Here is a 24,417-nt window from a genome sequence, read left to right as displayed (position 1 = left end):
CGGCAGTCGACGGACTACGGGGACGCTGGGAGCGGTTCCTCGGCCCGGCTCTTCGTGTGGGCGGGGCCGCTTACGGCGTCACGGTCAGTTGAAGCAGTCCTGCACCTTGAGGGCCAGCGCCATGGAGCTGACCTTGCCGTGCGAGACCGCGAACTCGTAGAGGGCCCGCGGGTTGCCGGGCGCGCTCACGCTGTAGTATCCGCGGCTGTCGCGCCTGAGACCCCGGTAAGCGTGCTTGGCCTGCGCCAGGGTGGACCCGATGTGGACGCCCCGCGTGGTTCGCGTGCTCTTCGGCGGCTGGATGAGCGCCACCCCGTACTTGTGGGAGACGTAGACGCTGACGCTGTTGCGGCCGGTCGGGTGTCCCTTGAGGTCGTAACCGTCGCAGACACGCGAGTGCGTCTTGAGCGCGAGCATGCCGGTCGCCCGGGCTCGCCGCTCGGACATGCCGATCTTCAGGCGACCGTACCCGTGAGGCGAGAGCGGGACCTGCTTGCTCACCGGCGCCGCAGCGGCCCCGGTAGCCGTCGTGCCCACCGCGGCGGGCGCGGACTGTACGGTTGCCGCGTTCGCCGCGCCGACCGAGGCGGCGAGCAGCGCGGAGGAGGCCAAGGTGGTCGCCCCCATCGCTGCCGTCTTGGTAATGGACATTTCGTTCCTCCGGTTCTTGCTGGTTCATCAGCCGGTGTTCGGCTGCCGTGGGTCGACTGTGACGGATCGCAGCGGACCGCTACCAGAGGGTGACAACCTGCCGGAGGTCGTTTGGAAGGTTGTCAGGGCTCCCGCGATCTCCCCGCCTCGATCAATCAGCCCCTCAAAAGCGGAGGGCGACTTCTGGTCCAGGAGGCGAGGAAAGGGCGGGGCAGAGGAGGTGGGCGATGGCGGGCCGGGCCGCAGCGATGCACGCGTGGGCCAGTCGCGGGCGGTCCGGTGAGCCTGCCGGGTGAACGGGAGCGGTGATTGAGCGGACTGAGAGAGGCTCAGCCGGGTGTCGTGGATCAGCAGGACTACTTCTGCGAGGGGGCACTTGGAGCCGATCGAGCGCCCGGCGCTCTATCTGGGCGATGGCCGGCTCGTTGAAACCTCGGTCTTCCGTGACGACAACGGCGTCCACGTAAGAGGTAAGAGCTCTACTCGGCGGCCCACCGACCACGCGTGTTCGCCTGCGCCGGCGCGGCTCAGGGACCGCGCGCCGGGGCGCGCAGCGGCGGGCACGGTCCCTGGTCGGGCGGGTCACTGATCAGGGTTCGCCAGTAGTCGGCCGGGATGCCGGTCACGGCCCGGCAGATCCGGGCTTCGGCCCGGTCCGGGTTCAGATCCCAGAACCGCAGTACTCCCTTGCTGGTCACGGTGACCAAGTGCTGTTCGTCGATGAAGGCGACGCCGTTGACGTCCTGGTCTGGAACCGGGTCGGTGAGGGTCGCCAGGGGAGTGCGGCGGCGCAGGTTCCACACCCAGGTGGTGCCGTCGCGGGCGGAGGTCGCCAGCAGTTCCTGGTCCGGGCTCAAGGCGAGAGCCTCGATGGGTTTGGTGTGCCCGGTCATGGCCGTGCCGATCGCCTTCCGGGTGACCGGGTTCCATACGGTGATGCGCTGATCATGGCTGGTGTTGACCAGCATCCGGCCGTCCCGGGTGAAGGCGAGCGCGGACACGGCGCTGGCGAACCCCGGAATGCGGTGTTCCAGGGCACCGGACCTGACGTTCCACAGGTCGATGGCCTGGTCGAGTCCTGCGCTGGCCAGCCTGTCGGCGCCGGGTTGGAAGACCACGGAGCGGATCTGATCGTAGTGTCCGCCTGCCAGCGGCGGCGCTGCGAGTCTGCCGGTCGCGGTGTCCAGCACCGTCACGGTGTAGTCGATCCTGGATCCTGGTAGCAGGGACCTGCCGCCGGCCACGGCCAGTCGTCGGCCTGTGGAGTCGTAGGAGAGGCTGGTCAGCCAGCCGGGTGCGGTCCAGTCGGGTGCGGTGTAGGGCGGCCAGGCGAGGCGTCCGGTGCGCAGGTCCCATACCCACACCCGGGCGTCGCCGACCGCCGCGAGGTGCACCCGGTCGGGGCTGAAGGCCACAGCATGAAGCGGTTGCCCTTTGGTGGGTAGCGCACCGGTCTGCTGATGCGTGGCGGTGTTCCACAACCGGACGACGCCATCGCCGCCGACAGTGGCAGCACTGCGCTGGTCCGGGCTCACCGAGACACCGGACAGGCCGCCCCCGGCAACGGTGTGCCGGGTCGACTCCAGACGCCACAGTTTGACCAGGCCGTCGCCGCCCCCGGTCGCCAGCGTCTGCCCGTCGGTGGTGAAGGCGACGCTGTCGACGTCGCCGGTGTGGCCGTTCTCGGTGGTGAGCAGGCGGCGGGTGGCGGTATCCCAGATCCGCGCGGTGCGGTCTTCTGCGCCGGTGGCCAGTAGCTTGCCGTCTGGGGAGAAGACGACCGCCAGCACCGTGTCCTTGTGTCCGCGGAGCTCGCCGGCCGGCTGCAGATCGGGCAGGTGCAGCAGCGTCACTACGCCGTCCCACCCGGCGACGGCCGCCAAGGAACCGTCCGGGCTCACCGCGACCGAGCGCAAGTGACCGTGTCCCAGGTCCTTGTCGCGCTCTGGCGGCCCGGAGGTGATGGGACACAGGCGCAGGTGGCCGTCGTCCGACACCGTCAGCACATGCTGTTCATCTGAAGTGAAGGCAACGGTGTTCACCTCGCCCCCCGGAAAGCCAGGCCGTAGCAGCCTTCCGGAGGGCACGTCCCACACACCAGTGGAGCCGGCCACCAGCCGGCCGCTGCGACTGAAGGACACACCGTGCAGAGCAGGTTTGGCCAAGACGGTCTGACCCGCGGGAAGCGTGATCGAGCGATGTGCGGCCACCTGCCGCAGCACGACCGCCCGGCCGTCACTGGCAGCCAGGGTCAGCCCGTCGGGACCGAAGGCCAGCCCGCCGAAGACACCACGGGTGGATCCGCTGGCCACCGTCCGTTCCACCTGGAAGGAATCGACCTCCCGGCGGGTCACCCGGTTCCAGACGTGGACCCGGGGCTGATCGCCGATCGCCGCGACGAGATCGCCGGCGGTAGCGACCGCGGTGGCCTCTCCGGCCCTGCCGATCGGATCGACAAGGAACTGGCCGGCGAAGTCCTGGGCCTGCGCGCTGAGCACGGCGTTGACGGCGGCAGGGTTGGTGCCGGTGCGGCGGGCGCGGACGGCGAGCATCATGGCGAGGTCGGGCTGGTCGGGCCGGGCCAGTGACCGGTCGCCGTACTGACCGGCCAATGCCGTGGCCCCCTGCTCGACCGACGATCGCCACAGCATGATCACCAGCACGCCGAGCAGGGCCAGGGCCAGCGACGCCGCGGCCAGCGTGCGCACCTGCCGCCTGCGGTACCGGGCCTGCTGCCGGGCGCGGGCCGTCTGCTCCTCGCTGCGCACGCGCTGCGCCCTGGCCTCGGCCGCCGCGCGTTCGGCTTCGACCCTGGCCAGTTCGGCCTGGTCGGCGCGATGCCGGTCCTCGGCGCGTTCCCGCTCGATCCGGGCCTCGGTCTCGGCTCTGCGCCGCCGCTCGGCCTCCTCGATCTCCCGGTCGCGCGCGTACACCGCGGCGTCCAGGAACGCCTGCTCCGCGATGCTCAAATCCGGGCATGACCGCGCCCACTCCAGCGTCACGGCCAACCGCGTGCCCCGGTACAGCAGTTCGGGCAGCGGGCTTTGCCGCCACTCCTCGGCGTCGGCGTCCAGCCGCTGCCGCCGACGCACCCCCTCCCGGTCAGCGGCGATCATGCCGGCCAGCGTCGGCCACGCGGTCAGCAGCGCCTCGTGGGCGATTTCGACGGTGTCCTGGGTAACGGTGACCAGACGTGCCTGGGCGAACACCTCCACCACCTGATGCGCCCACTCCAACTGTGCCAGCGGGACACGGCGCCTGGCAGGCGGGGCATCATGGCTGTGCACGGCGACCAGGCGGAGCAGCAGCCGCCGGGCGACATCCTTCTCGCTCTCCTCGAGCTGCTGGTAGACCCGCTCGGCCGTCGTCGCGACGGCGCCGCGCAGCCCGCCGCTGCGCAGATAGGCCGAGACGGTGAGCTGCTGCCCTTCCTGGCGCATTTGCCAGGTGGCCAGCAGCGCATGCGACAGCAACGGCAGCACCCCCACCGCACCACCATCACCCGCACCCTCCCGTGCGGCGGCATCCCGCAGGATCAATTCGACAAGGCCGTCGTCCAGCTTCAGCCGGCACGCCCGAGCCGGCTCGACGATGGCCGACCGCAACTCCTGCTCGCTCATCGGACCGAGCGGCAACTGTCGGCGCAACGCAGGAACCAACTCGGTGAACTCCAGGCACCGGCCGTAGAAGTCCGCCCGGACGCTCACCACCACCAAAGCCGCTTTGCCTCCGGCGTGGGCCCGGCACAGCTCGCACAGCGAGGCGACGAATCCGGACCGCTCTGCCGCGTCCCGGCACAAGGTGAAGACCTCTTCAAACTGGTCGACCACCAACACCCGTGGGGACCAGTGCCCGGCCGTCATCTCACCCTCGGCTTGAGCCATGAAGTCGACTGGCTCCGCACCCAGCGCGTCGGTCAGAGCTCGCAGGGGATGCTCGCCGGGCGTGAACACCTCCACCGCCCACCGTTGCGGCTGGACCCCCGGCAGCGCCCCCAGCCTCAACTGCGGCACCACACCGGCCCGCAACAGCGACGACTTCCCCGCTCCCGACGCCCCCACCAGCATCAACGGGCCGTCATCCTCGATAACCTGCTCGGCCAACCTGGACAGCAACTCGGCCACCACCCGCTCACGGCCGAAGAACAGCGTCGAGTCACCCGACTCGAACGGTTGCAGTCCTCGATAGGGGCAGACCTGGCCGCGCAGCGCGACCTCCTGCTTCGCCAGATCCAGCAGCACGCCGCCGGCCTCCAGCACGCGATCACAGGCTCTGGCGAAGCTGATCGTCACCGGGCGAGCGCCCGACTCGATCCGGGTGACGTAACTCTCCGCGAATTTGATCTCCTCGGCGAGTTTGGCCTGCGACAACTTCCTCGCCAGGCGGCGCTGCCTCAGCTCGACACGGAATTCAACCACGACCAGCCTCAACTACTTGAAGTGATTGAACATGTCCTGATTGTAGTTTCCGAGGGCTCGGTGCGCGGCCGGATCGTGAGGACACCCGCACCACACTGATCGCCGCCTGGGTGATGTACGGAGAGGGCGGCTCCCGGCCGGTGCTCGCACACGTCAGCGGCGACGAGGAGCCCGGCCCAGGGGCGAGGTGGCACTGCGACCATCCCGGTAGTCCCGTTGCCGCGTCCTCCTGGAGGCCGACCGCGAGTCACCCGACTACAGGACCTCCTCCGACGCGGCCGAGCCCGGAGGCCGACGCAGCAGAGCGACGATCACGATGACGACTCCCAGGGCGAGGGATCCCACGACCTTGGGGCGGGAGTCGGGCGCGAGGGCCATCGCGACCAGGATCGCGGTCATGGTGGTGATCGTGATCCAGGTCAGGTATGGATATCCCCACATGCGCACCGGCAGGCCGCCGGGATGGGTCGCTTCGAGATGGGGGCGGAGGCGTAGCTGGGAGATGGCCGTGACAAGCCACACGAAGAGCTGGATGGAGCCGCCGGAGTTCAGCAGGAAGATGAAGACGGTTTCCGGGCTGAGGTAGTTGAGGAAGACCGCCACGAAGCCGAACGCGACCGAGACCAGGACGGCGGCTATCGGGACACCGCGGTGGGACGTCCTGGCGAGGATCGCGGGACCGTCGCCACGTTCGGCCAGTGAGTAGGCCATGCGCGAGGTGGTGTAGATGCCGGAGTTCAGGCAGGACAACACGGCGACGAGCACCACGACGTCCATGATCCGGCTCGCGCCGGGGACACCGATCCGGTCGAGCGCGGCGACGTACGGGCTGTCGCGCAGGCCGCTGGAGTTCCACGGCAGCAGGACGACCACGACCGCCATCGAGCCGACGAAGAAGATGACGACGCGCCACACGGTCTGCGCGATGGCCCGGCCGACGGCACGATGCGGCGAGTGTGCCTCGGCGGCGGCGATCGTGGCGATCTCGGTGCCACCGTAGGCGAAGACGACCGCCGGGATGACGGTGATGACGGCGGTCGGGCCGTGCGGGAAGACGCCGCCGGGGCCGGTGAGGTTACTCAGGCCCGGTGACGCCGTTGTCGGCAACAGGCCGAGGATCGCGAGCAATCCGAGGCCGATGAACAGCAGGATCGCCGTGACCTTGACCATCGAGAACCAGTACTCGAACGCTCCGAAGTTCGCCACCGAGACGATGTTGACCGTGGTGAACACGAGCATGAACAGCAGCGCGAACGTCCACTGCGGGACGTTCGGCAGCCAGTGGTGGACGACGAGAGCCCCGGCGGTCGCCTCGATGGCCAGCGTGACCACCCAGGCCCACCAGTACAGCCAGCCGATGCCGAACCCCGCCCAGCGGCCGATCGCCCGGTCCGCATAGGACGAGAACGAGCCGGTGTCGGGGGAGGCGGCCGCCATCTCGCCGAGCATGCGCGACACGGCCACGACGAGCAGGCCGGCGAGGACGTAGGACAGCACGATGCCTGGTCCGGTGTCGTGGATGCCGGTGCCAGAGCCGATGAACAGGCCGGTACCGATCACTCCGCCCACCGCGATCATGCTGACCTGGCGGTGCCGAAGGCCCGGCTTGAGGCCGTTTTCTGTGACTTCCGTGTTCTCTGTCGCCGTCATCGCACACTCCCGAGGCGCGGTCGGACATGCCGGACCCCGGCGGGACGCCTACGAGGCGCCCCGCCGGTTCGTTGCGGCCCACGGCCGCTGTTATGCGGTTTCGTCGAGGGGGACGGCGGTTACGTGGAAGTCCCGCGCGGTGGCGTGGATCGCCTGTTCGATCTCCGCGCTGCTGCGGCCACGGAACCTGAATCTGCCTCCGACGTGCTCGTAGTAGGCGTCCGCCGCCGGGATGACCTCTCCCGGCAGGACCAGGGACTCTTGGTAGAGCCCCGGCGTCCGGCCCGTCATCGGCGTCACCTCCGACACTCGGCAGGGACGCGTGGCGGGCGCTCCGACCAGCAGGTATCCGGCGAGGTCGCCACCGAAGGACGCCGGGGCCGGCGGCGGAGCCTCGCCGAGGGCGATCCTGAAGGCGGCCTCCATGAGGTCGTAGCCGTGCACCTCGCGCCACAGGAACGCGGTCTCCGAACCGGCGACCCGCGCCCCGACCTCCAGGAACGTGCACACGGGCGCTCCGCCGCCGGGACGCTCGACGAAGACCTCCAGGTGGAACACCAGCGGCTCGGACGCCAAAGCGCGCAGGACCCGCCCCGCGAACTCCCTGGTGGCGGCGTTGACCTCGGGGTCGTCCTCCTCCACCGATCCCAGGTACTCGCCCGCGCGGAAGGACAAGCAGGTGTTCACGTAGCGGGACGCGACGCAGACGCCGACGTCGGAACCGTCGAAAACGCCGTCCACGTGGTACACCGGGTGCGGAATGAACTTCTGGACGAGCTTGGACGTGGTGGGGTCGAAGGTCGGCGCGGCGGCCTCGTCCGGGCCGTGGACGATCCGCACGTCCACGCTCGAACTGCCGAGCATGGGCTTGACGACCACGGGCCAGCCGACCCGTTTCCCGAAGTCCGTCACGTCCGCGGCGGTGTTCGCGGCGGCGAACTCCGGCACCGCCAGGCCGTGCCGCGCCACCTGGCCCACCATCAGCAGCTTGTCGCGGAACGGCATGAGCTGGTCGGGCCGCTGGCCGGGCAGTCCGCGGTCCGCCCGAAGCCGGGCGGCCACCAGCAGATCGTCCTCTTTCATCGCGAGGATCGCGCAGGGCTTGCCATACCGGTCCGCCAGGCGGTCCACGGCCGCCTCCACCTCCGCGAGGTCGTCGGTGGCCGCGACCAGTTCCACTCGCGCGGCGCCCTCCGGTACGCCCGCCGCGCCGACCTCGGTGGTGATGTAGGTGACGGTCGTCCGGTCGTGGTCGAGATAGCGTTCGTAGTGGGCGTACCGCGCCCGCCACCGATGGATGATGGTGACGTGCCCGTCCCGGGTCAGGGGTCTCATGCCGCACCGCTCCCGTCGGGCCGGTGGTGGGCGTAGAACTTCTTCGTCGGTTCGAGAACCTCCCACGTGCCGACGAAACCGGCGGGGACGGCGATGCAGTCACCCGACACGAAGGTGCGCGACCGCCCCTCGCTGTCGGTGATGATCACCTTGCCGTAGAGCATGTAGTAGAACTCGTCCTCGACGTACTCGGCGTGGAACCGTCCGGGTGTGCTCTCCCAGATCCCCGCGATGAACCGGGAGTCGGCGCTGGTGAAGTGCCGGGAGTCGGTGATGTCGAGCTCACCGGAGATCTTCTTCTCCGCACCCATCCTCACCCGCTCGACCTCGGCGGGGGTCACGCCCATGATCGCGATGCTGTCGATGGAGATGTCGGCCATGACTGAGTCCTTCGGTCGATCGGTCGTTACCGGACACAGGCGACGGGTACGCCGCCACCGGAGGCCGCGAGCGTCGCCTCGGCCTTGGCCGCCGCGCGGCGCGCGGCGGCGGGAGCGGTCTTGAACCCTCCGCCGGACCAGCCGGCCGCCACCACGGTCCGGGGGCGTCCAGGCACCCGCCGCAGCAGCGGGCCGTCCGGCAGGAACAGGTCGGTGCCGTACGCGCCGGTCAGGAACGGGGCCCGGGCGAGGAACGGCAGCAGCGGGGAGACCCGTTGGCGAATTGTCTCCACCTGCGCGGCGGTGACCCGGCCTCCGGACTCCGGCGGGACGTCCCACTCGGGCAGGGGGCAACCGGCCAGGAAGCCGTCCCGTCCGTCCGGACGGCCCCACACCCCGGTGGTCAGGTCCACGACGGTCGGCAGCGTCCGGCCTCCGACGTCGAAGATCGCGTACCGGATGCGTTTGGTCCGGGCCCTGCCGAGTTCCTGTAGCCGGTCGCCCAGCAGTCGGGGCGTCGAGCACCCCGCCGCGACCACGACCGCGTCGGCCATCACGGGACGGTAGCCGCGTCCCGGCTTCGGGATCAGGTGCGCGGCCGCGTCCGGGCCCTCGGCTATTCGGTCGAGTTCCCAGGGGACCAGCCGGGTCACCCCGGCGCGTGCGCCCCGGCCGATCAGCGATGCCATGGTCACGCTGGCGACCGCGTAGCCGCCGCGTTCCTCCCAGACCGCACCCGCCAGGCCGGTGGGGTTGATGTCGGGCCACCGTTTCGCGAGCGCCGCCGGGGTGAGCAGTTCCGCCGGGAGGCGCGCCTCCCGCAGGCACGCGACCCCCTTCTCCGCATTCGCGACGTCGTCCGGGCCGAGCAGGGTGAGGGCCCCGGTCCGGCGGAAGCCGCCGCTGCCCGCGCCGTCTCCACCCCAGAACCGCAGGAACGCCTCGATCGCCGATTCCCGCGCGACATCGTCGGGTTCGAAGGCGCGGACGAGGGCCCCCGACACCTGAGACGCGCCGGCCCCACGGAGGCCAGAGTCCACCAGGAGCACGGAGCGTCCCGCTTCGGCGGCTTCGGCGGCGGCGGCCGAACCCACGACCCCGCCGCCAACGACGGCGATCTCACACCGCAGCGGCTCGGACTCGCCCTTCGGGACCGGTGCGGAGGCCACGCGGCGGACAGGCGTCGCGGATCCGGTCGCGACGGGCACGACCTCCCAGCCCGCACCCGGTGAGGCGTCGGCGAGATCACCCGAGGCGCCGAACTCCGCTACCGACTCCTGGCGGATCGCCGCGAGCAGATCGGGCCCGCGCAGCTCCGGCCGCTTGAGCAGCGCTCCGGCGGTCGCCGCGAAGGCCGCCGCCACTCTGCCGCGGGCCCCGCCCGCCATGCGGGCCACCCGGACCCGGTGGACGACGGACCCCGCCAGTTCGGCGAACTCCGGAATGTCGCAGTCGTCGCTGACCACGACCGTGTCCGGGACGTTGTCGGGCCGGAGCCCGCGCAGGAGCGCCGCCACCTGATGGTGCATCCCGCACAGGGCGAGCGCGTCGCCCGGCGCGAAGGCTGCCTGGGAGGTCAGCGACTTCGCGCCTTCCGCATGGACCACCATCGCGCCCCGGTCGGCCTCGGCCATCAAGGACACCAGCCGCCGTCCGTACGCGCTGCCGTCGTGGGCCGCCCAGAGCCGCCCCCGCGTGGTGCGGCGGCAGGCACGGGCGATCGCGACCGCCTGGCCGGTGTCATCGGGACAGAGCCGGACGGCGGCGCCGTCCTGTCCGCGCAGCAGTCCGGTACGGGTCGCGAGCGGCAGGACGGCCGCCAGCCCGGCGGCGCGGTAGACCGGCAGCGCGAGGGCCGCGCCGTCGCTGTTGAAGTGGCCGACGACGGCAGCGAACCGGCCGTCGTCGACGATCCGCCGCGCCACTTCGAGCCCGGTGGGGGCCTCGCCTCGATCGTCGAACGTCTCCCACGCGACCGGCTGCGCGGCCATCGCGTCGATGCCCCAACTGAGCAGTTCGCCCCAAGACGCTCGCGGTCCGCTGAACGGCCCGACCACGGCGACCATGCCGCGGTTCTCCGCCTCACGGTCCATGGGGCGCCTCCCCGAAGACGGGCCCGTCCGGCTCGGCCACCTTCGTGCCGGGCCTCGGGGCGGCCAACACCGCGGCGTCCACCCGGCGCGCGGGCTCCACGCCCAGCAGGTCGGCGAGCCGCGCCGCCCCCAGGGGCAGCGCCGGAGCCGCCCAGGCCGACAGCGCGGAGGCGGCGGCCAACTGGCCCGCGATCGCTCGCCTGCGCGCCGCCGGATCGGGTTCGTGCTCGTGGACGTGGCTGAAGTCCAGCGCGCACCGGACCACTTCGTCGAGCAGGTCGGCCGCCCGGCGCGGATCGAAACCCTCCGGCGAGTACGCCTCGCGCAACTCGGTGACCGTCCGCTCCAGCCGGGCCCGGAACCGCTCCCAGCCGACGCCGCCCGGCTCGTCCTGTGGAACCACGCTTTCGCACTCCCGCTGGACCGCCGCGACAAGGCGGCGAAGCCATCCGTTCCAGACGTCGTCCAGATGCCGCGCCGTCCGGTCCAGGTCACCCGGGTTCAGGCTCGTCTGGCGGCCGTTGGGACGATCCCGGAGTACGTGGAACCGCAGTGTGTCCGAGCCGTGCTCACCCAGCGCGTCCAGTGCCCACACGGCGTGCTGACGGCTGGTCGAGAACTTCTCCCCGTCCAGCCGGTAGAACTCGTTCACCACGAACGACCGGGGCAGCGCCTCGTCCACGCCCCACGCCATGAACAGCGCCGGGAACAGGACGGCGTGGAAGTACCCGTTGTCGAATCCGAAGAACTGCACGGGCCCGTGCTCGGGCCGTCCCTTCGCCGGGTCGGCCTGCCACAGGTATCCGGGGCCCATCTCGAACCAGACGTAGATCCGCTGGTCGGTGAAGCCGGGGACGGTGACCGGCACCCCCCAGTCGGCGGGGTGGCTGACCGCGATCTCCGGCAGGCCGTCGGCCAGCATCGCTTCGCACAGCGCGCGCAGGTGCGGCGGCATGGGGGTGTTCGCCCAGTACCGCGACAGCCGGCCGGTGTGGGGTGCCAGCGGCAGGTACAGCCTTGTCTGGTCGCGGAGCACCGTTTCGGAACCGCAGACGACACAACGCGGATCGCCCAGATCGGCGCAGTCGTTGGGACGGCCGCACGGCTCGCAGGCGTTGCCGTTCGACCGTTGCCCGCAGTGTGGGCAGGAGCCGACGACGTACGCCTCGTAAGCCCACTTGTCGCAGGTCCGGCAGTAGGGCAGGGGCCTCGTCCGGGGCACGATGGCCCCCTGGTCGTACAGGTCCTTGAAGAAGGACTGAACGAAGGTGGTGTAGCCGGGCGAGGTCCTCGGCCTGATCACCCGGTCGAACCCGATGCCCGCGGTGTTCCAGGCGGTCTCGATGCGGTCGCCGTAGGAGTCGGCGACCTGCACGGCGGTCCGGTCGGTGAGCCGCCCGCGCACCTGGACGTAGCTCTGGTGGTCGTCCATTCCGGTGGTCATCAGGACCTGCTCGCCGTCGGCCACCAGGAAGCGCCGCAGAACATCGACCGCGACGTACGGGCCGGCCAGATGTCCCACGTGCAGGTCGCCGTTGGGAGTGGGCGGGGTCGCGGTCAGCCAGAAGTCGCCGTTCACCGTGCGCCTCCGTCCGTCGGTTCGTGGAGCGGCCAGTAGAAGGAGATCCAGCTCATGGTCGAGTCCCCGAGATTGGACACCACGTGCTCCCGGTTACGCGGGACGACGATGACGTCGTTGACCGTGATGGCGGTGCTCTCGTCGCCGATCCGGACGCTCCCGGCGCCGGACATCATGATCATGACTTCGTCCTGGTCGTGCAGGTCCGGAGCCGAAGTGTTCCCGCCGGGGAGATAGCAGGCCATCACCCCGAACGGCGGTTCTCCGGCGGCTCCCGACCAGGGCACCAGTCGTTGGCAGGCCATGCCGAACTCGGTCTCGGCGTTCGCCAGGGCCATCGTGAACTTGACGATCAAGGTCGTCTCACCTCGCGCTCTCGGACGCGACGGGCACGGTCAGCGGACGTTCCGGCCGAGTCTCGGCGCGGTGCGGACGTCCCTCGGCGCGGTCGAGTACCGATGCGAGGATCTCCCCTGCCCGGACCGCCGCGTTGGACAGCAGCGAGGAGGTGATGCCGTGCGAGTGCTCGGTCCCGCCGCACAGGTAGATCCCGCCGACGACCCGCTCGTCCGCGGCTATCCGGTAGTCCCTTCCGACCCTCGGAAGACCTCGCTCGTCGGTCCACAGCAGCCGTCTCACGTCGCCGAGCAACGGCCGCGCGTCGGCGGGGGAGTACCCCGTCGCGCACACGAGCAGGTCGGCCCGCAGGGTTTCGGTGGCCTCGGTCGGCGCATGCCGCAGCGTCACCTCGATCTCCTCGCCCTTGTCTGCCACGTCGAGGAGCGTCGTCATGTTGAGCAGCCGCAGGCGGTTGTGGTTGCGGACCCGCTCCAGGTACCAGCTGCGGTACAGCTCCTCGATCAGGTCGACGTCCACGACGGAGTAGTTGGTGTTGGAGTGGTAGCGCTGGAGATCGGCCTTCGCCTGCTCGGACGCGCCGAAGAAGTCGTCGACCGCCGCCGGGTCGAAGATCCGGTTCGCCAGCGGGCTGTCGTCGCTCTGGCTGTAGCCGTAGCGCGAGAAGACCGCGCAGACCTCCGCCGACGGAAAGGCGTGATAGAGGTGGTGCGTGACCTCGGCGGCGCTCTGCCCCGCGCCGAGCACGACGAATCGGCGCGGCGTCCGGCCGTCGAACTCCTCGATCCGCTTCAGCAGGTCAGCACTGTGCCAGACGCGCTTGGACTCCACGACACCCTCGGGGAGGCGGCGGCGCAGACCCGGCGCCATCACCAGGTTCCGTCCAGACCGCTCCACGAGACGCCCGGTGTGCCAGTCCCGCGCGACGACCTCGAAGCGGACGACCTCTCCGTCCTCCTCGACCGGACGGGCCGATACGGCCTCATAGCCGTAGTCGACCAACGGGTCCAGCTGGTCGGCGCACCATCTCAGGTAGTCGTGGAACTCGACGCGGCTGGGGTACAGCACCTTGTGGTTGATGAAGTCGACCAGCCGTCCCTTGGCGTGCAGGTAGGACAGGAACCCGAAGGGACTCACCGGGTTACGCAGGGTCGCCAGGTCCTTGAGGAACGAGACCTGCATGGTCGCGCCGTCGAGCAGCATCCCGGTGTGCCAGCCGAAGGTCCGCTGCTTCTCCAGGAACCCGACCGACACCTGGGGCGCCCCCGGGGTCGCGTTGTGCTCCATGGCGGCGATCGCGAGCGCCAGGTTCGAAGGGCCGAACCCGATCCCCAGGATGTCGTGAACGCGGTCTGCGTCCTGTACCGACCGCTGGGACGCGCGCGTTCCATATCCCGCGCTCACGAGTGCGACTCCGAAGTGATGCACTTGGCTCCGCCGCCTGCTTTGAGCAGCTCGGTCGTGTCGACGCCGATCGGCTCGCAGCCGGCCGCGCGCAGCTGCTCCGCGAGGCCGGTGGCCTGTTCGGGCAGCCCGACATGGACGCCGTCGGACACCGCATTGTGGCCGAACACCTCGGCGTCCACCTCGGTCGCGAGGATCGCGTCCGGGTACAGTCCTTCCAGGACGCTTCGGCTCTCGGCGGAGAACGCGCCCGGGAAGTACATGATCTGCTGGTCGTCCAGGACGGCGAGGGCGGTGTCCGGGTGGTAGGAGCGCGGATCCACCAGCGTCAACCCGACGACCGGCGCCTGGAACAGGCTCTCGACCCCGGCGTGGGATTCGGGGGCCGAGCGGAATCCGGTCGCGGCCGGGATCCGGTCGCCCGCTTGCAGGCAGTCACCCTCACCCTCGTTGACGTGGTTGACGTCGAAGTGAGTCGGCGGGCACATCAGATACCGCCGACGCCCCCTGCTGTCCGTGTTGGATTGCATCGATGATGACAAGGGGATCCTCCCCATCGAAGTGGTCACACAGAAGGTGCGGGGCGCGCTCGGCGGGGTTAGCTGAGCACGCCCATGAAGCGGAGTCGTTCCACGATCAGTTCGACGGCTCGTTCGGGGCTGTGGGCGGACGTCTCGATCCAGACGTCCGGACGCTCGGGAGGTTCGTAGCGCGAGTCGATACCGGTGAAGTCGCGGATCGCCCCCGCCCTGGCCTTGCGGTAGAGACCCTTGCGGTCCCGCTGTTCGGCCACGGCGAGCGGGGTGTCCACGAACACCTCGCAGAACTCGTCCTCCCCGACCATCCGCCGGGCCATGTTGCGCTCCGCGCGGAACGGGGAGATGGCGGAGACCAGGACGATCAGCCCGGCGTCCACCATCAGCCGGGCGACCTCGGCGATCCGCCGGACGTTCTCCACCCGGTCGGCCTCGGCGAACCCGAGGTCCCGGTTGAGGCCGTGCCGGATGTTGTCGCCGTCCAACAGGTAGGTGTGCTTGCCGAGTCCGTGCAGGTACCGTTCCAGGATGTTGGCGATGGTGGATTTCCCGGCTCCCGGGACGCCGGTCAGCCACACCACGCACGGCCGCTGGTCGCTCAGCGCCGCGCGGGCCCGCTTGTCCACGTCGATCCGCTGCCAGTGCAGGTGGTTGGCCTGCGTTAGCGCCGAGCCCAGCAGCGCCACGCCGATCGTCTCCTGCGTCTCCGGGTCGATGAGCAGCACGCCGCCCAGGTCCGGGTTCTCCTCGTAAGGGTCGTAGGCGACGGGACGGTCCAGGGCCAGGTCGCAGACGCCGATCTCGTTGAGCCCCAACTGCACGGCGGGTTTCTGTTCGAGGGTGTTGACGTCGATGGCGTGCCGGAGTTCGGTGACGGCCCCGCCGACGACACAGGTCCCCACCTTGACGAGATAGCGACGTCCGGCGACCAGCGGCTGTTCGCTCATCCAGATCATCCGGGCCTCGAAGTGAGTCGCCACCGACGCCGGACGGTCCGCTGAGCAGAGCACGTCACCGCGGCTGACGTCGATGCCCTCGGTCAGCGTGACCGTCACCGACTGCCCGAGGACGGCCTCGTCCACGTCGCCGTCCCAGGTGACGATCCGCGCGATCCTCGCCTCGCGACCCGAGGGCAGCGCGCGAACGCGATCCCCCGGCCGGATGGCGCCGCCGACCACCATTCCCGCGTAACCGCGAAACTCGGCGTCGGGCCGGCTCACGTGCTGGACGGGCAGCCTGAAGTCCTGGGGGGCGGAACCACCGTCCGTGGGGACGGTCTCCAGGCACTCCAGCAGCGTCGGCCCCTCATACCAAGGGGTGTGCGGGCTCCGCTCGGCGATGTTGTCGCCGCGCAGCGCCGACACCGGAACGCACGTCACCGACGCCAGGCCCAGGTCCCGTGCGAAGCGCGTGTAGTCGTCGGAGATCTGCTCGAAGACCTCACGGGAGTAGCCGACCGCGTCGAGTTTGTTGACCGCGAGGATCACCTCGCCGATTTCCAGGAGCCGGACCACATGGCTGTGCCGCCGGGTCTGCACGAGCAGCCCCTTGGTGGCGTCCACCAGGATCACCGCGGCGTCGGCCGTGGACGCGCCGGTCACCATGTTGCGTGTGTACTGCTCGTGGCCGGGCGTATCGGCGACGACGAAACGGCGGCGGTCCGTGGCGAAGTACCGGTAGGCCACATCGATCGTGATGCCCTGTTCCCGTTCGGCCTGAAGACCGTCCACGAGCAGGGCGAGATCGGGTTCGGCGCCGGTGGTCCCGGCCCGCCGTGAATCGGCTGTGAGCGCGGCGTGCTGATCGTCCAGGACGTGCCCGGCGTCGTAGAGAAGGCGGCCTATCAGGGTGCTCTTGCCGTCGTCCACGCTGCCGCAGGTGAGAAAGCGCAGCTGCGCGACGTCCTGCTGGCCGATCAGGTAATCCTCAAGGGCTTGTGTCATCAGAAGTAGCCCTCCTGCTTCTTGCGTTCCATCGCCCCCGAGTTGGTGTGGTCGATGGCCCGGCCCTGCCGTTCGGAGGTGCGGGCCGTCATCACCTCGTGGAGGACGGCCGAGAGCGTGTCGGCCTCACTCTCGATCGCGCCGGTGAGGGGGTAGCAGCCAAGAGTGCGGAAACGCACCCGGCGATGCCGTGGGGTCTCGCCCGGGGCGAGGGGGAACCGGTCGTCGTCGACCATCAGGAGCAGCCCGTCGCGCTCCACCACCGGCCGTTCGGCGGCCAGGTAGAGCGGCACGATCGGGATCTTCTCCAGGTAGATGTAGTGCCAGACGTCCAGTTCGGTCCAGTTGGACAGCGGGAACACCCGGACGCTCTCGCCTTGTGCCCGGCGCGGGTTGTAGAGCCGCCACAGCTCGGGACGCTGCCGCCGGGGATCCCACTGGTGCCGGGCCGACCGCATCGAGAAGATGCGTTCCTTCGCCCGTGACTTTTCCTCGTCGCGGCGTGCGCCGCCGAGGGCCGTGTCGAACCGGTGCTCGTCCAAAGCCTGGCGGAGCCCCTGGGTCTTCCACATGTCGGTGTGGAGGGCCGCGCCATGATCGAAGGGGTTGATGTTCCTGGCGACGCATTCGGGGTTGCGGTGGACGATCAGGTCCAAGCCCAGTTCCGCGGCTGCACGGTCGCGGAAGGCGATCATTTCTCGGAACTTCCACGTGGTGTCCACGTGAAGCAAGGGAAGCGGGGGCTTCGCCGGATAGAACGCCTTCATTGTCAGATGAAGCAGGACCGAACTGTCCTTGCCGATCGAGTAGAGCAGGACGGGCCGCTCGCTTTCGGCGACCGCTTCCCGGATAATGTGGATGCTCTCCGCTTCGAGTCGTTCGAGGTAGCGCAGCGATCGCATTTAGTGCCCTCCGGGGCCCGGGCCGGCGGCGTTCTTGTCGGGGCGCCCGCCGAACTTGACGCTTCTGTCTTCTCGGGAGGCGGCGCGGTTCGACCAGTGCAAGACAAGCTCCTTCCAATGAAGGTGCGAGGACGGATCACGGAGACAGAGCCTCGTGGGGCGTCACGCCGAACTGCCCGGCGCCGCGGCCGGTTCCGGCGTGTCGAGCCCGTGGTCGGTCCGCGCGTTGAGGGCGCGGCGGTACCCGATCACGATCAGCAGGCCGAAGATCCCGTACAGGACGGCCATGCCCCGGCTCTTCAACAGCGGGGAGACGATCATGCCGAGTGAACCGATCAGCAGTGCGCCCCGGACGTTGAGGTTGAAGACGGCCATGTACTTGGTGCGGTCCTGCTCCGGGACCAGCTCCGCGAGGAGGGTCTGCTGGACCGGGACGTTGAACAGCTCGCCGACGGTGAGGACCAGCATGGAGATGAGGAGCACCCAGGCGTTCGTCCCCACGGCGAGCACCATGGTGCCGACGGTGAACAACAGGACGCCGATGTAAATCCGGTTCCTGTCGCCGACCTGTTTCAGCATCCGGTGTACCACGAATGCCAGCGCCACGACGAGCAGGGTGTTCTCCGCTCGAAGGAAGCCCAGCAGTTCGACGCCGGTGACCCGCGCCCGCCACTCCCCGAAATGGAATAGTTCCTGGCTGTGCAGGGTGCTGCTGATGTGAACGTTGACGAAGTAATTGATTTGCACTTCGAGCGCCTGCCGCAGTGTCGCCGCGAGCAGCAGCGCGAGGAAGACGCCATCGGTCAGGACCAGTCGGTAGCCGAGGATGAAATTGCGGAGGTAGCTTTCGCCGTTCTCCGTTTTGGTCTGGTCCGGAGCGGTTTCCGCGATGTACAGGAAGGTGACGGTCAGCACCAGCGCCGCGCCGATCGCCACGGCTACCAGCATGGCCCCGAAATAGCCCGCGTAAAGGAAGCCTCCAACGATCACGCCGCACGCCAACGCCAGGTTGATGGCCCAGTAGTTGATGGTGTAGACGAGCTTGCGGGTCTCCACGGTGGTGACATCGACGATCATGGCGTCGTTGGCGGGCAGCGCCATGGCGGCCGCGAAGTTGCTGACCACGAACCCGCCGTAAACCGCCATGGGGCTGTGCGCGCCCTCGGCCGCGGCCATCGCCAGGTAGGCGGCGGCGACGCCACTCTCCCCCATCAGCAGCAGCGGCCGGCGGCCATGGCGGTCGGACAGATGCCCCCCGAGAAGCGTTCCCACGATCTCCAGCAGGGTCGAGGCGAGCATCATGACGCCGGCGAGGGTCACGCCGAACCGGGCGGTCAGGTACAGGGCCATGAGTGGCATGAACATGATGAACAGGAATCGCTGGACCGCTCCGACGACGATCCGGATCCGCACGTTGCGGTGAAGCTGCCGGTAGCTCATGACCGGCCGCTCACCCCCTTCCGACGTTCGGGCGGCGGCCGGGACGTTTCAGCCGCCGGACGGGACGGACCACCGCTTGTTCGGCGGTCACGCCACCACCGACTTCGCGCCCGACTCGTCGCGCACGTCGACATCGAGTCTCTGCGCCAGCTCCTTGGCCACCGTGTGGACGACGGACGGGTCCTGACCCGGCGACCATGGCATCCAGACCGAGAGCAGGCCGGTGAAGTCGAAGCCCTTGTTGCCGGACGCGACCACCTCCGCGCCGGGCTTGGCCGAGGCGAAGTAGACGCGGAAGTAGGGCGAATGAATGGCTTCGCCGACGCTGTTGCGGATCACCTTGCCGTTGGCGTAGACGACCTTGGCGCAGACCGTCATCCTCGGCTCGCAGCGCTTGTTCTCCTGCGCGAGGATGTCTGCCGCGGGCTCCCCGCAGGCGGCGCGCGCGAAGATCCGGACCAGGTCGATCGAGTAGACGTCCTTGATGTGCCGGTATGGGTGCCCGCCGGAGACCCGGATCGAGAACTCCACCACCCGGAACGTCCCGTCGGTGGCCTCCCGCAGCTCGGCGTTGAACATGCAGATCTTCGCGCCGAGGGCGGTGGTGATCCGCGCGGCGATGTCCTCGAGCTCGTCCTCGCGCTCGGGGTTGGAGTAGGGCAGCGTGTACAGGTCCTCATGGAAGAACGGGCCGGAGGACTCCTGCTTGTTGTGGACGCCGCCCAGGACGAACCGACCGTCGACGACGACACCGTCCAGGGTCACTTCCTGACCGGGCAGGTATTCCTCCAGCAACGCCCACTCAGCCGCGCCGCTCTCGTAGTAGAAGCCGCGCCCCTGGTCGATCATGGCCTTGATGTTGGCCAGGGCCTCCCGCAACCGGTCCACGTCGTGCACGAGTTCGACGAAGTCGCTGGCGGCGGCCCGCGTCGGCTTGAGGATCAGCGGGAAGCCCCGCTCGGTCGCGACTTCGAGGGCCTTGTCGATGTCGGTGACCGGGTGGTACCAGACGCTCGGAATCCCGTGCTGCCGCAGGAACTCGCGCTGCCGGAACTTGTCGCGGCAGATATGGGCGGCCTCGGGGGTCGCCCAGTCGTTGCCGAGTTCGGCGTTGGCCGCCTCGGCGATTTCGATGTCGGTCTCCAGCAGGGTGATGATCGCGGCCGCCCCGGTCTCCCTGGCCTTGCGGACGGCACTGGTGTGGAAGTCGTGCTGCGGGGCGTCCTTGCGGAGCTGGGTGACGGAGGCGAAGCGGGGATCCGCTGCGATGGTCTCCGACTCGACGGTGATCAGGTGCACCTTCACACCGAGGTCGAGCAGCGTTTGGAAGTGATCGGCGAAGGAGGTGAACCCCCTCCGAAGAATCATGACCAGGCGGCGTTCGGCACGCGTGTCCATGGCAGGCGACATGAAGCCCTCGACTTTCGGGTGGGCGGGGGACGGAGGGATGCGAGGTGTCGGACGAACGGGTCGGCGGCGCTCGGTGGTCAGGGACGCCGAGCGGTGTAGATGTCGTAGTACTCTCCGGAGACCTCGGTACGGCGGATGTCGACCAGGCCCCCGTCCTTCAGGATCTGGACGAGTTCGGCAGAGTCGATGCAGTGCGACAGCCGACGGAACTCATGGGGCGTTCCGTCGATGACCAGACGGCTCTCCCAGACGCGCACTGCCCGCGCCTCGTCCACCTCGATCCGCTCGGTGAGCTCGATCCGGTGCTCACCGATCAGCATGAGGGGGTGGCGGGTCTCCCAGGACCCGACTCGGCGCATCTCGGCGTCGGAGGCGATGTCGATGTAGAACCGTCCGCCGGGCCGCACACAGGCGATCCACTGCCCGATCGCCTCCGCCATCGCCGACCGGTCGGGCAGCCTCTCCTCATCCCACGCACCTGCGTACTTGTAGTTGCCGCCTCCACGGTTGATGACGACGTCGAACCGGTCGGCGTAGCGCCCGGGCAGCTCCGCCCACAGCGCACGGACCGGTTCCACCTCGCAGCCGAGGATCTGTGCGTTCCGGCGGAAGTGCCGCAGCATCAGCTCGCTACCATCGGTGCACGTCATGTCGTACCCGCGCTGGATGAGCTGGAGGGCGGGAAAGCCGCTCCCGCAGGCGCAGTCCAGGACGCTCAGACCGTCCGGGGCGCCGAGCCAGGCGGCGATCCCGTCGGCGACCTCGTCCCGGTCGAACTCGAAGTGCATGCACAGCTCCCACAGGAAGCCGATGTCGTGCGAGCCGTCGTCCATCCACCTCCGGAGAATCGGGTCATCGACGACCAGCGGATCCTGATGACTCATCCGGCGTATCCGTAAAGCTCGACGGCCCGGCCGAGACGGTTCTCCAGAAGCGGTTTGAGTTCCGGCGTGAACACTTCGCGCCAGCTCCCGATCTGTCCTTTGAAGAACGAGAAGGCGTCCTTGCGGAACAGGCTGGCAGCCAGATTCCCGCGATCGCCGTCAAATTCGAGGAAGTTGCAGATTCGTTCGATCGCCTGTTTCTGCGCGGAGTCGGAACCTCCACCCTTCGCCCCCACGAGCTCCTCGAAGGACACCTTGCAGACGTTGGGGTGGTGGAGCAGCCAGAGGGACCGCTCGAAGTCTCCCATCCCCGGGAAGGACGGATCCGACAGCGCGTACTCGAGCTTCGCCTCCAGATCGTCCTTGGCTGCGAGGATGCTGTTGAAGACCTGGAACTCGCTGAAGTTCCCGTACCCCTGCGCGGTCTTCCCGGACAGGAAGTTCACCATCGAGAGCGCGACATCGCGCGGGTCGCGGTACATGAAGATGATCCGCGGCTCGCCCTCGGCCTCCCATTCCTGGAGGAACGCCCCATCGAGCTTCTTGATGTCGAATTCGGGGAGCACCCAGCAGACCCCGGCGGGGGTGTCGGCGAAGCGGCTGCCGGCCGTCCGGCGCAACGCGGTCTCGACCAGCTCAGAGTTGACCTTGGCCATCCCATACCGATTGACCAGCGGCAACCCGAACCTGAGCTGCCAGGACCAGCCGTAGGCGTCCCACGCGGCGGCGGCCTCGGCGTCGGACACCAGCCGTCCGGCGGCCTCGTCGCCGTACACCGCCGAGGCGATCGCCTGGCGCGTGTCCTCGTCGAACCGGGGACGGATCTCCGCGGGAATCCGGGACTGCCCGTAGATTCCGTACCCGAGCGCCACCATCAGTTCCTGAATGAGATGCGTACCCGACTTCATCAGCGATACGACGATGACGCGGTCCGCGCGGGACCCTGGGCTGTTCGCTTCCATGCAGAATCCAATCTCATGTTGACAGTTGCGAAAGAAGCATCCCCTGCATCCGGAGGGCGGTATTGGAAAAGGGTCGTAACGCCTCCAGGTCCTCCCCATTCATTCGAGGGCGTGTTGCATTCCGGATGATGGTGCACGGGATGAGTTGCGGTATCCATCAGGCCGGCCGCGTGACGGACCGGCATTGACGCACGTTTAGCGCCACGGATGATCCTTACTGACACCCTGGTTGATCCTGACTTGACAGGCAAGATCATGTCCGGATGCGGTCATTTTGTTCTATACTTAACAAGTATGGAAACCATGAAAGCCTGCGCGTCTCGGGCTGCCCATCTCGCGCGATCGCTGCTACCGCGCCAAAAAATGGCGCGCACATGAGGCCGGCGATGGTGGCGACGGCGCGGTAATGCGCGGCGAGTTTGTCGTAGCCTGCGGCCAGGTCGCGGAAGCGTTTGAGTTGGTTGAAGCAGCGTTCGACGACGTTGCGGTGCCGGTAGCGGTCCCGGTCGAAACCGCACCGGCGGGGCCCGCTCAATCGCAACGACCACGCATCAAACGACCCACCCGAGCTTGCCGCCGTCTCCGGTGACGTACGCGAGTTCGAACCCGTCAAGCCGGGCAGGAGCACGACCCTGGCAGGCCCGTCCGAACAAGTGCCTGGCCTTCCTCGGAGGCTGATGCGGACAGGCAGGGCCGTCCGGCCGTGTCGTCCGGATGCTTCCGGCGCTACGCCTGCCCGGACCTGCCGTGCCGCCCGCGAGGCGCGCCGGCGCGGGCGGCACACGGGGGCCACCGGGGGCCGCGGGCATCAGCTTGCCGTGTGCCCTGCCGCTGCGCCGCCCTGAGGGAGTCAGCTTCTGCGGAGGCGCTGGTTGCGCTTGCTGCCCTTCTCGAAGGAACCGGGGATCGGGAAGTAGCCCTCCAGGAAGCCGAACACGATCTGGCTCTGTTCTTCGGCCGACAGGTCGCCGTGATGAGTGTCGTTGAGGCAGATCACTTCATGGCGGCGCTGGGTGAGGATCTGGGTGAGCCTGGGGTGCTGGCTCGCGTCGCCGACGTTGACGTAGGCGCAGCTGATGTCACCGGGCACGCCGCGTCCGGTGAAGTGGGCGTAGTAGTGGTGCAGCGAGGACGGGACGGAGATGTCGGTGTGCGAGCGGACCTGCGCGGTCGCCGTGCGCGCGACCGCTTCGGGGAACGCGTTGGTGAGGTCGGTCAGGACGTCGCGGCGCAAGGGGTGGGGCGCGTGCAGGAACGCGTGCGTCAAGGTGTGGCCGAACGCCTCCTCGATCAGCACGCGGTTGTTCTTTCCGGCGGCGAAGTTGAAGTCGTCGTCCGCGCCGACCGGGGTGAGCGCGACCGAGGTCGGTGACACGAAGTACTTGGTGGCCCCGCTGGGGTGGAAGAACCGGTCGGGGCCGACGGGCGTGCCGAGGAACACGTCGTCGTTGAAGTACAGGAAGTGCTCCGACAGCCCCTCGATGTGGTGGATCTGCGACTCGATCGCGTGGCTGTTGAAGCTGGGCAGCCGTCCCCGGTCGCCGAAGATCTCGCTGTGGTCCACGACGCGGATCTTCGGATGACCGGTGTCGAGCCAGGCGGGGACCTGCCGGTCGGTGACCAGATGGATCATGCGGATCCAGGGCGCGAACATCTCCAGGCTGCGCAGCGAGTAGCGCAGTTCGTCGCGGGAGCGGAAGCGCGCCTCGGATCCCGCCGCCTCGACGGGCGGACGTCCCATCGCGGCGAACGCCTCGTCGCGGCGGGCCCGCCAGGCGGGGTCGTCGCCGTCCACCCAGGTGTAGACGACGTCGATCGGGAAGGTGAGGTCGGCGACCAGGGTTCGGTCGAGGGCGGCGACCGAGGGGTAGGCGCGGGCGCCGACGGTGACGCGCCCGGTGTCGGCCAGGACGGCTCTGGGGACGGTGTCACCGATCAGGGTCCGGCGCAACGGGACGAGATCGCCGCTGTCCGGTGCCTCGGTCCAGAACTCCAGGTCACACCCGTAGGCGGCGCCGTAGCTGAGGGTGCGGGAGGCCGACACGACGGGCTGGAAGATCCGCAGCCCGGCGATGTCGGTGTCGCCGGTCAGCTCGGCGACCAGGGTCGTCCGGCCGGGGCGTCCGCCGGGACGCATCCGGTCGGCGTAGACGGGCCGGTCGGCGAACGCGGCGGCCAGCGCGTCGATGGCGGCGGCCCGGTTCTCGGCGCCGGTGATGACGCGGTGCCTGGGGCCGGGGTCACGAAGGACCTGGTAGGCGATCCCGGCGTCCTCCAGCGCTTCGGCCACCAGTTCCAGGTTGGCCTGGACGATGTCGCGGGGCATCAGGTCGTCGGCGACGCGGCACAGGCGTCCGCCGAAGCGGACCAGCCCGGTGCCCTCGGCGGCCAGCCTGTTCTCGCGGCGGGCCGCCGCTCCGCCCAGCCGGGTCGCGGGGGCCGGGACGGCGGGCGCGAAGCCCGAGCCGCCGGT

General features: G+C 69.2%; 18 protein-coding genes. All 18 read right to left on the bottom strand.

From position 1 onward, the window contains the following. Positions 1-84 precede the first annotated feature (84 nt). Complete coding sequence (locus DZF91_RS38610; RefSeq protein WP_147341581.1) at positions 85-651, bottom strand: hypothetical protein; 567 nt, start codon at positions 649-651, stop codon at positions 85-87. Positions 652-1,178: 527 nt separating this feature from the next. Further along, on the bottom strand, positions 1,179-5,081 hold the full coding sequence (locus DZF91_RS38605; RefSeq protein WP_117361977.1) for an nSTAND1 domain-containing NTPase: 3,903 nt from the start codon (positions 5,079-5,081) through the stop codon (positions 1,179-1,181). 243 nt (positions 5,082-5,324) lie between these two features. After that, on the bottom strand, positions 5,325-6,647 hold the full coding sequence (locus DZF91_RS38600; protein WP_268916015.1) for an amino acid permease: 1,323 nt from the start codon (positions 6,645-6,647) through the stop codon (positions 5,325-5,327). A 162-nt stretch (positions 6,648-6,809) separates the two neighbouring features. After that, positions 6,810-8,054, bottom strand: a complete 1,245-nt coding sequence (locus DZF91_RS38595) for an ATP-grasp domain-containing protein (protein ID WP_117361975.1) — start codon at positions 8,052-8,054, stop codon at positions 6,810-6,812. Beyond that, positions 8,051-8,434, bottom strand: coding sequence for a cupin domain-containing protein (locus tag DZF91_RS38590; RefSeq protein WP_117361974.1), 384 nt, complete (start codon positions 8,432-8,434; stop codon positions 8,051-8,053). The genes DZF91_RS38595 and DZF91_RS38590 overlap by 4 nt, the downstream gene beginning before the upstream one ends. 26 nt (positions 8,435-8,460) lie before the next feature. Next, positions 8,461-10,527, bottom strand: coding sequence for an FAD-dependent oxidoreductase (locus tag DZF91_RS38585; protein WP_117361973.1), 2,067 nt, complete (start codon positions 10,525-10,527; stop codon positions 8,461-8,463). Then, the gene (locus DZF91_RS38580) at positions 10,517-12,106 is read right to left on the bottom strand and encodes a class I tRNA ligase family protein (RefSeq protein WP_117361972.1); all 1,590 of its coding nucleotides are present in this window, start codon (positions 12,104-12,106) and stop codon (positions 10,517-10,519) included. Before DZF91_RS38580 ends, DZF91_RS38585 begins: the two co-directional genes overlap by 11 nt. Continuing rightward, positions 12,103-12,462, bottom strand: a complete 360-nt coding sequence (locus DZF91_RS38575; RefSeq protein WP_117361971.1) for a cupin domain-containing protein — start codon at positions 12,460-12,462, stop codon at positions 12,103-12,105. The genes DZF91_RS38580 and DZF91_RS38575 overlap by 4 nt, the downstream gene beginning before the upstream one ends. Positions 12,463-12,469: 7 nt before the next feature. After that, positions 12,470-13,867: a lysine N(6)-hydroxylase/L-ornithine N(5)-oxygenase family protein gene (locus tag DZF91_RS38570; protein ID WP_117361970.1), complete on the bottom strand. Its 1,398-nt coding sequence runs from the start codon at positions 13,865-13,867 to the stop codon at positions 12,470-12,472. Beyond that, on the bottom strand, positions 13,864-14,355 hold the full coding sequence (locus tag DZF91_RS38565) for a dimethylarginine dimethylaminohydrolase family protein (RefSeq protein WP_117361969.1): 492 nt from the start codon (positions 14,353-14,355) through the stop codon (positions 13,864-13,866). Before DZF91_RS38565 ends, DZF91_RS38570 begins: the two co-directional genes overlap by 4 nt. 110 nt (positions 14,356-14,465) lie before the next feature. Next, positions 14,466-16,346: a sulfate adenylyltransferase subunit CysN gene (gene cysN / locus DZF91_RS38560; RefSeq protein ID WP_117361968.1), complete on the bottom strand. Its 1,881-nt coding sequence runs from the start codon at positions 16,344-16,346 to the stop codon at positions 14,466-14,468. Beyond that, entirely contained in the window at positions 16,346-17,248 is a 903-nt protein-coding gene (cysD, locus tag DZF91_RS38555) for a sulfate adenylyltransferase subunit CysD (protein WP_117361967.1), read from the bottom strand. Before cysD ends, cysN begins: the two co-directional genes overlap by 1 nt. A 162-nt stretch (positions 17,249-17,410) precedes the next feature. Continuing rightward, positions 17,411-18,688, bottom strand: coding sequence for an MFS transporter (locus DZF91_RS38550; RefSeq protein ID WP_117361966.1), 1,278 nt, complete (start codon positions 18,686-18,688; stop codon positions 17,411-17,413). Between the two features lie 87 nt (positions 18,689-18,775). After that, on the bottom strand, positions 18,776-20,086 hold the full coding sequence (locus DZF91_RS38545; protein WP_158588151.1) for an ATP-grasp domain-containing protein: 1,311 nt from the start codon (positions 20,084-20,086) through the stop codon (positions 18,776-18,778). Between the two features lie 89 nt (positions 20,087-20,175). Continuing rightward, a complete protein-coding gene (locus DZF91_RS38540) occupies positions 20,176-20,982 on the bottom strand; it encodes a class I SAM-dependent methyltransferase (protein ID WP_117361964.1) in 807 nt (268 codons plus the stop codon). After that, on the bottom strand, positions 20,979-21,944 hold the full coding sequence (locus DZF91_RS38535; RefSeq protein ID WP_147341580.1) for a sulfotransferase: 966 nt from the start codon (positions 21,942-21,944) through the stop codon (positions 20,979-20,981). The genes DZF91_RS38540 and DZF91_RS38535 overlap by 4 nt, the downstream gene beginning before the upstream one ends. Before the next feature lie 253 nt (positions 21,945-22,197). Further along, positions 22,198-22,557, bottom strand: coding sequence for a transposase (locus DZF91_RS43215; protein ID WP_158588150.1), 360 nt, complete (start codon positions 22,555-22,557; stop codon positions 22,198-22,200). Between the two features lie 237 nt (positions 22,558-22,794). Then, positions 22,795-24,417: stealth family protein (locus tag DZF91_RS38525; protein ID WP_199487191.1), on the bottom strand; the 1,623-nt coding region annotated here is incomplete at its 5' end.

This window comes from Actinomadura logoneensis, assembly GCF_003428695.1.
Taxonomy (GTDB): Bacteria; Actinomycetota; Actinomycetes; order Streptosporangiales; family Streptosporangiaceae; genus Spirillospora; species Spirillospora logoneensis.
This window is presented reverse-complemented; position numbering and strand designations above follow the sequence as displayed.